Annotated in this window: 5 protein-coding genes; 3 read left to right on the top strand and 2 right to left on the bottom strand. The window is 61.5% G+C overall.

Annotated features, from left to right (window positions below; translation table 11 throughout):
• Positions 1–241 precede the first annotated feature (241 nt).
• Positions 242–907 carry a L,D-transpeptidase gene (locus tag KUV51_RS20695; protein ID WP_222523348.1) on the bottom strand — a complete coding sequence of 222 codons (666 nt, stop codon included), beginning with the start codon at positions 905–907 and terminating at the stop codon, positions 242–244.
• A gap of 186 nt (positions 908–1,093) precedes the next feature.
• Complete coding sequence (locus tag KUV51_RS20690) at positions 1,094–2,569, bottom strand: NAD-dependent succinate-semialdehyde dehydrogenase (RefSeq protein ID WP_222523347.1); 1,476 nt, start codon at positions 2,567–2,569, stop codon at positions 1,094–1,096.
• 78 nt (positions 2,570–2,647) lie between these two features.
• Between KUV51_RS20690 and KUV51_RS20685 the strand changes: the two genes are divergently transcribed.
• The 3 genes from KUV51_RS20685 to KUV51_RS20675 all read left to right on the top strand — a co-directional run bounded on the left by KUV51_RS20685 (position 2,648) and on the right by KUV51_RS20675 (position 5,952).
• Positions 2,648–3,439 (top strand): alpha/beta hydrolase, encoded by a 792-nt coding sequence (locus tag KUV51_RS20685; protein ID WP_222523346.1) that lies wholly within the window; start codon positions 2,648–2,650, stop codon positions 3,437–3,439.
• A gap of 98 nt (positions 3,440–3,537) precedes the next feature.
• Entirely contained in the window at positions 3,538–4,746 is a 1,209-nt protein-coding gene (locus KUV51_RS20680; RefSeq protein ID WP_222523345.1) for an aminopeptidase P family protein, read from the top strand.
• 120 nt (positions 4,747–4,866) lie between these two features.
• Positions 4,867–5,952: a histidine kinase dimerization/phosphoacceptor domain -containing protein gene (locus tag KUV51_RS20675; RefSeq protein WP_222523344.1), complete on the top strand. Its 1,086-nt coding sequence runs from the start codon at positions 4,867–4,869 to the stop codon at positions 5,950–5,952.
• Positions 5,953–6,069 lie beyond the last annotated feature (117 nt).

The following is a 6,069-nucleotide window of genomic DNA, read 5'->3' as shown; positions in this document are numbered from 1 at the left end:
CGCAGCGATACATCCAAGCCAGCATAATACTCCATTCGAATTCTCCCATGTTCACAGATGCCCTGTGATCCTATCGGGAGCTCGACCTCAGTTCAGGGTCAGCCCAATTACGCATGCTTCGGGCTGTAACCGGACTTCCCCGCACGCCTGCAGACGAGGCGACCTCACCGAAACCCTCCAAAAAGAGAAAGAGCACCGCACACGTGTCACACCCAGCGCAGTGCCCAGTGCCGCCTCAGTCTCAACTTGCCGCGGTCAGCCCATCCTCCGACGGGTACAGGAACGCCGTCGAACCCGGCGTCACGTTCGGATACAGCTGGTTGATATGCGCCATGATCATGCGCACGCAGCCCGAGCTTGCCCGCCCGCCGATGGACCGGGGGTAGGGGGTGCCGTGAATGCGCAGATACGTGTCCCGGTTGCCCACGAACAGGTACAGCGCCCGTGATCCCAGCGGGTTGCGCGGTCCGCCGTTCATGCCGTCTGCGTGCTGTTCAAACAATTGCGGATCACGCTCGATCATCGCCTTGGTCGGCGTCCATGTGGGCCATTTGGCCTTGCGCTTGATGGTGTAGGTGCCGGGCTCATACAGGTTGCCCCGCGCAATCGCCGCGCCATAGCGCATGGCCGTGCCATCCGCCTGGATGTGATAAAGATAGCGGGCCACCGCATCCACATGGATGTCGCCGGGTTTCAGCCCGTCATTGGCCTGCACCCGCTGCGGCAGGAACCGGCGATGCACGCCCCAGGGGTTCGACGTGGCCAGATCGAAATTGGCCGGCGTCACCTGCGCGTCCCATGTGGACCACTTGGACTGATCGGAAATCGGGCGGGCCAAAGCGGGCCCTGCAATGGGTGCCGAAAAAAGGGCGGCGGTGGTCATAACGAAATGGCGTCTGGTCAACATGAATCAAAATTCCTCGCACTCAGGTCGGTCATGGATAGTACAGATGCGGCCTCTCGGGCAATCATACGGCTCCGAAGTCACAACCATGTGAGGGGCTCGCGTCAGGGGCGCAAATCCTAACGTTCGGTAAATGCGCCCCCGTAAGCCCCTAATTCCACAGGTCGCCCTCTGTCCCAGCGTGGGACATCACACGCTCATGCAGATATATTTCATCTCCAAAAACTCCTCGATCCCGTGATGCGACCCCTCCCGGCCCAGGCCCGATTGCTTGACCCCACCAAAGGGCGCCACCTCGGTCGAGATGATGCCGGTATTGACCCCCACCATCCCATATTCCAACGCCTCAGCCACCTTATAAACCCGGCTCAAATCGTTGGCGTAGAAATACGCGGCAAGGCCGAAAATGGTGTCGTTGGCCATCGCGATCACATCGTCCTCATCCTCAAATTTGAAAAGCGGTGCGAGGGGCCCAAACGTCTCCTCATGCGCCACTTTCATATCCTGAGTGACCCCGGTTACGACGGTCGGCTGCAGGAAGGTGCCGCCCAGATCATGCGGCTTGCCCCCGGTCAGAATGGCCCCCCCATTCTCGACCACATCCGCCAGATGATCCTGCACCTTCTCAACGGCTTTATCGGTGATCAGCGGGCCAGTGGTCACACCATCCTCAAGCCCGTCACCGACAGTCAAATCCTCAACCGCCTCTTTCAGCTTGGCGGCGAAAGCGTCATAAACCCCCGCCTGCACATAGATCCGGTTGGCACAGACACAGGTCTGGCCCGCATTCCGAAACTTACAGATCATCGCGCCCTCAACGGCGGCATCCAGATCGGCATCGTCAAAGACGATAAAGGGGGAATTCCCGCCCAGCTCCATCGAACATTTCATCACCTGATCAGCGGCCTGTTTCAGCAGGATACGCCCCACCTGCGTGGAGCCGGTGAAGGTCAACTTGCGCACGGCGGGGTTCTCGCAAAACTCCTTGCCCGTCTCGGAGGCATTCGAGGTCGTCACCACCTGAAACACCCCGGCCGGAATACCCGCCCGCTCGGCCAGCACCCCCATCGCAATGGCCGACAGAGGCGTCAGTTCCGCAGGCCGCGCGACAAAGGTACAGCCAGCGGCCAGCGCAGGCGCGGCCTTGCGGGTGATCATGGCGTTGGGAAAGTTCCAGGGCGTGATGCTTGCCGCCACACCCACGGGCTGTTTCAAGACCGTGATCCGCTTGTCACGCTGGTGGCCGGGAATGGTCTCGCCATAGATGCGCTTGGCTTCCTCGGCAAAGAACTCGACGAAAGAGGCCCCATAGCCGATCTCGCCCTTGGCCTCGGCCAGCGGTTTGCCCTGCTCGGCAGTCAGGATCACGCCCAGATCGTCCTGGTGCGCCATCATCAGATCGAACCACTTGCGCAGGACGGCACCACGCTCCTTCCCCGTCCATGTGGCCCAGTCCTTCTGCGCGGCCTGTGCCCCCGCGATGGCCTCGGCCACCTGCGCGCGGCTCAGATCCTGTACCTCGGCGATCACATCGCCGCGAGCCGGGTTGGTCACCTCGAACGTGCCGTCGTCGCCGTCCACCCAGGCGCCATTCACATAAGCACGAGTTTCAAGCAGCGATGGGTCGCTTAGCATGGATTTCAGGTCGGTGGTCTGGTCTAGCATGGCGCGTCCTCTTGCGGTCCTTTGCATGTCAAACAACACGGGCTAGGCTTGTCCAGTTCCAAAGTAAGGAGGAACGTGATGCCAGACATGGACGATGCCTACGCCAACGGGGCCTATATCGACGGGGCCGCCGCCTATCCGCCGCGCTGGGCAGAGGAGGCAGAGGCGTTTCGCCAAGCCCTCGGGCCGCGGGCGCGGCTGGGGCTGAGCTATGGCCCCTCCGAGCGCATGGCGTTGGATCATTTCCTGCCGGAAGGCGAGGCGAAGGGTACGCTGATCTTTGTCCATGGGGGCTACTGGCTGAAATTCGACCGCTCCTACTGGTCGCATCTCGCGGCAGGAGCGCTGGCGCAGGGGTGGAGCGTGACGATGCCTTCCTATGACTTGTGCCCGGACGTGCGCATTGCTGGGATCACCCAGCAGATTGCGCAGGCAGTGATGGCGGTGGCCGATGGCAGCATGGGGCCGATCAGCCTGGCCGGGCATTCAGCGGGCGGGCATCTGGTGTCGCGGATGCTCGCGCCGGGGATGCTGCCAGCGTCCGTCATGGCACGGCTGACGCATGTCATGCCTATCTCGCCCGTCTCTGACCTTGAACCGCTGTTGCAAACAGTGATGAACGCCGAGTTCGGCATGGACACGGTCATGGCGCAGGCGGAAAGTCCCGTGCACCAGCCCAAACCCCCCGTGCCTGTGACGGTTTGGGTCGGGGGCGAAGAACGGCCTGTTTTTCTGGACCAGGCGCGGTGGCTGGCCAAGGCGTGGGACGCGGATCACGTGATCACCGAAGGCGAACACCACTTCAACGTCATCGACGCGCTGGCCGATCCAGACAGCGACATGATCCGGCGCTTGACGACGGCCAACTGACGCGCAACATGTGCGACGGCTGCGGGCGATGGCGTCGCCCGCATACCAAGCCCAAAATGTCCTGCACGCCGGGACCTTTCTGCAAAGGAGGGTCACGCATGACCGCTCGCCCCGATTTCTACCGCTTCCACAACGGCACCAAAGATGCACTGCCATTCGACGCCGCCGAATACGACGCCCGCCTGACCGAACTGCGCGATCGGATGGAGGCGCAGGGCGCCACCGCCGCCGTGCTCACCTCAATGCACAACGTCGCCTACTACTCGGGCTTTCTCTATTGCGCCTTTGGCCGCCCTTACGCCTGCGTCGTGACCGAAGACGCTTGCGTCACCATCAGCGCAGGCATCGACGCGGGCCAGCCCTGGCGGCGCAGCCATGGCGACAACATCACCTACACCGACTGGCAGCGCGACAATTTCTGGCGCGCCGTGCGCGAGGTGACGGGTGAGGGGGCCGTGATCGGGGTCGAATCCGACCACCTCACCCTGCTGCAGCAGGGCAAGATGGAGGACTTCCTCAAACCCGTCGCCACTGTCGATCTGTACGAGACCACCATGCGCCAGCGCATGAACAAATCCGAGGCCGAGATCGCCCTGATCCGCCACGGTGCACAGGTGGCCGACGTGGGCGGCTACGCCATCCGCGACGCGATCAAGGCAGGCGTGCGCGAGATTGACGTCGCCATGGCGGGCCGCGATGCGATGGAGATGGAGATTGCCAAACGCTTCCCCGACGCCGAATACCGCGACACCTGGGTCTGGTTCCAATCCGGCATCAACACCGACGGCGCTCACAATCCGGTCACAGGCCGCGTGCTGGAGCGGGGCGATATCCTGTCGCTCAACACCTTTCCCATGATTTCGGGCTACTACACGGCGCTCGAACGGACCCTTTTCGTGGAAACCGTCGATGATGTCAGCCTGAGCTACTGGAACCACAACGTCGCTGCCCACGAATTGGGCATGTCATTGTTAAAACCGGGGGCCACCTGCGCCGAGGTGACCGAGGGCGTGAACGCCTACTTCCGCGAACATGATCTGCTTCAGTATCGCAGCTTCGGATACGGCCACTCGTTCGGCGTGTTGTCGCATTACTATGGACGCGAGGCGGGGCTGGAACTGCGCGAGGACATCGACACGGTGCTTGAGCCCGGCATGGTGATTTCGATGGAGCCGATGCTGACGATCCCAGAGGGTCAGCCCGGAGCGGGCGGCTACCGTGAACACGATATTCTGGTGATCACCGAAGACGGGAACGAGAACATCACGGGCTTTCCCTATGGACCGGCGCACAATGTCATCGGGTGATTAATCTATGACATAGCTGGTTGTGTTTGGGGCTGTTTCTACAACCTCAGTTTGCATGAGCGTCTGGACTGCGGTGTCTAGAATCACTTACAGTGAGGGTCGAACGGATGGACCCCACACATGCTGGCTGATCGTCACCCCTTTCAGGATGCGCGTCTTGAGGCGCTGCGTTCGTATGATGTGCTCGACACGGAATACGAACCTGCATTCGACAGCATTGTCGATGTCGTGGCGGATATCTGCGACGTCCCGATTGCCCTGATCAGCTTGGTGGATGACCATCGCCAGTGGTTCAAGGCGGTCAAGGGGCTGGACGTGCCCGAAACACCGCTTGAATCCTCTATCTGCTCCCACGCCATCCTCGAAGGCGATCTGGTCGAGATCGAAGACACCCATGCCGACCCGCGCATGGACGGCAATCCGCTGTGCGTCGATGATCCGGGCCTGCGGTTCTATGCGGGGGCCGTGCTGAAAGGGACGGATGGCCTGCCGCTGGGCACGCTCTGTGTGCTGGACCACAGACCCCGCCGCCTGACCGAAGTGCAGCGCAAGATGCTCAAGGTTCTGGCAGGTCAGGTCATGGCTCAATTCGAATTGCACAGGACGCTGAAACAACAGGCCATCCTGCACAGCGAGGCAGATCACCGGATCAAGAACTCGCTCCAGATGCTCTCCTCGCTCACCCGATTCCAGAGCCGCGTGTCGGAACTGGACGAAACGCGCGAAGCACTGGATGCCGTGGGCCAACGGATCGAAACCATGGGCCGCCTGCACGAAGTGCTGCAGGCAGGGCAGGTGCAAACCCATGTCGACCTGGACGACTACCTGATCCGCATCATCGACTTTTTGACGGAACAGGCCCCCGAACATGTGCTGATCGACACGGCACTCTCGCATCTGCGCATGACACCGTCGCGTGCGGCCTCCATCGGGATCGTGCTGAATGAATGGGTGACGAACGCCTACAAACACGCCTTTCCCAATGAAAAACCGGGCACGATCCGGGTGACGGTGACGGATATGGGGTCCGGCACCGCCCAGCTTGAAGTGGCGGATGACGGCTGCGGAACTTCGGCTGAGAAACCGGTCCGCCGCTCGGGGCTTGGCACCCAGATCACAGATGCGGTGGCACAGGCACTGGACGGAACGTTGACCGCCGATGCCAACGCGCGCGGCACGCGCCACCGGCTGCTTTTCGCGATCTGACCACCTTTCCTTGCCGCAACCTTTTTGCAACTATTACGGCGAATATCGGCCATCGCCGATGTAAATACGCGTTACATTGCCTATATGTATCGCAACACATTGAACAGAGGGGACATT

Origin of the sequence: Tateyamaria omphalii, assembly GCF_019802125.1 — a bacterium.
Classification (GTDB): domain Bacteria; phylum Pseudomonadota; class Alphaproteobacteria; order Rhodobacterales; family Rhodobacteraceae; genus Tateyamaria; species Tateyamaria omphalii_B.
This window is presented reverse-complemented; position numbering and strand designations above follow the sequence as displayed.

Coding starts and splice junctions, on each gene's coding strand:
- KUV51_RS20695 (WP_222523348.1), bottom strand. CDS start 907: ATGTTGACCAGACGCCATTTCGTTATGACCACCGCCGCCCTTTTTTCG.
- KUV51_RS20690 (WP_222523347.1), bottom strand. CDS start 2,569: ATGCTAGACCAGACCACCGACCTGAAATCCATGCTAAGCGACCCATCG.
- KUV51_RS20685 (WP_222523346.1), top strand. CDS start 2,648: ATGCCAGACATGGACGATGCCTACGCCAACGGGGCCTATATCGACGGG.
- KUV51_RS20680 (WP_222523345.1), top strand. CDS start 3,538: ATGACCGCTCGCCCCGATTTCTACCGCTTCCACAACGGCACCAAAGAT.
- KUV51_RS20675 (WP_222523344.1), top strand. CDS start 4,867: ATGCTGGCTGATCGTCACCCCTTTCAGGATGCGCGTCTTGAGGCGCTG.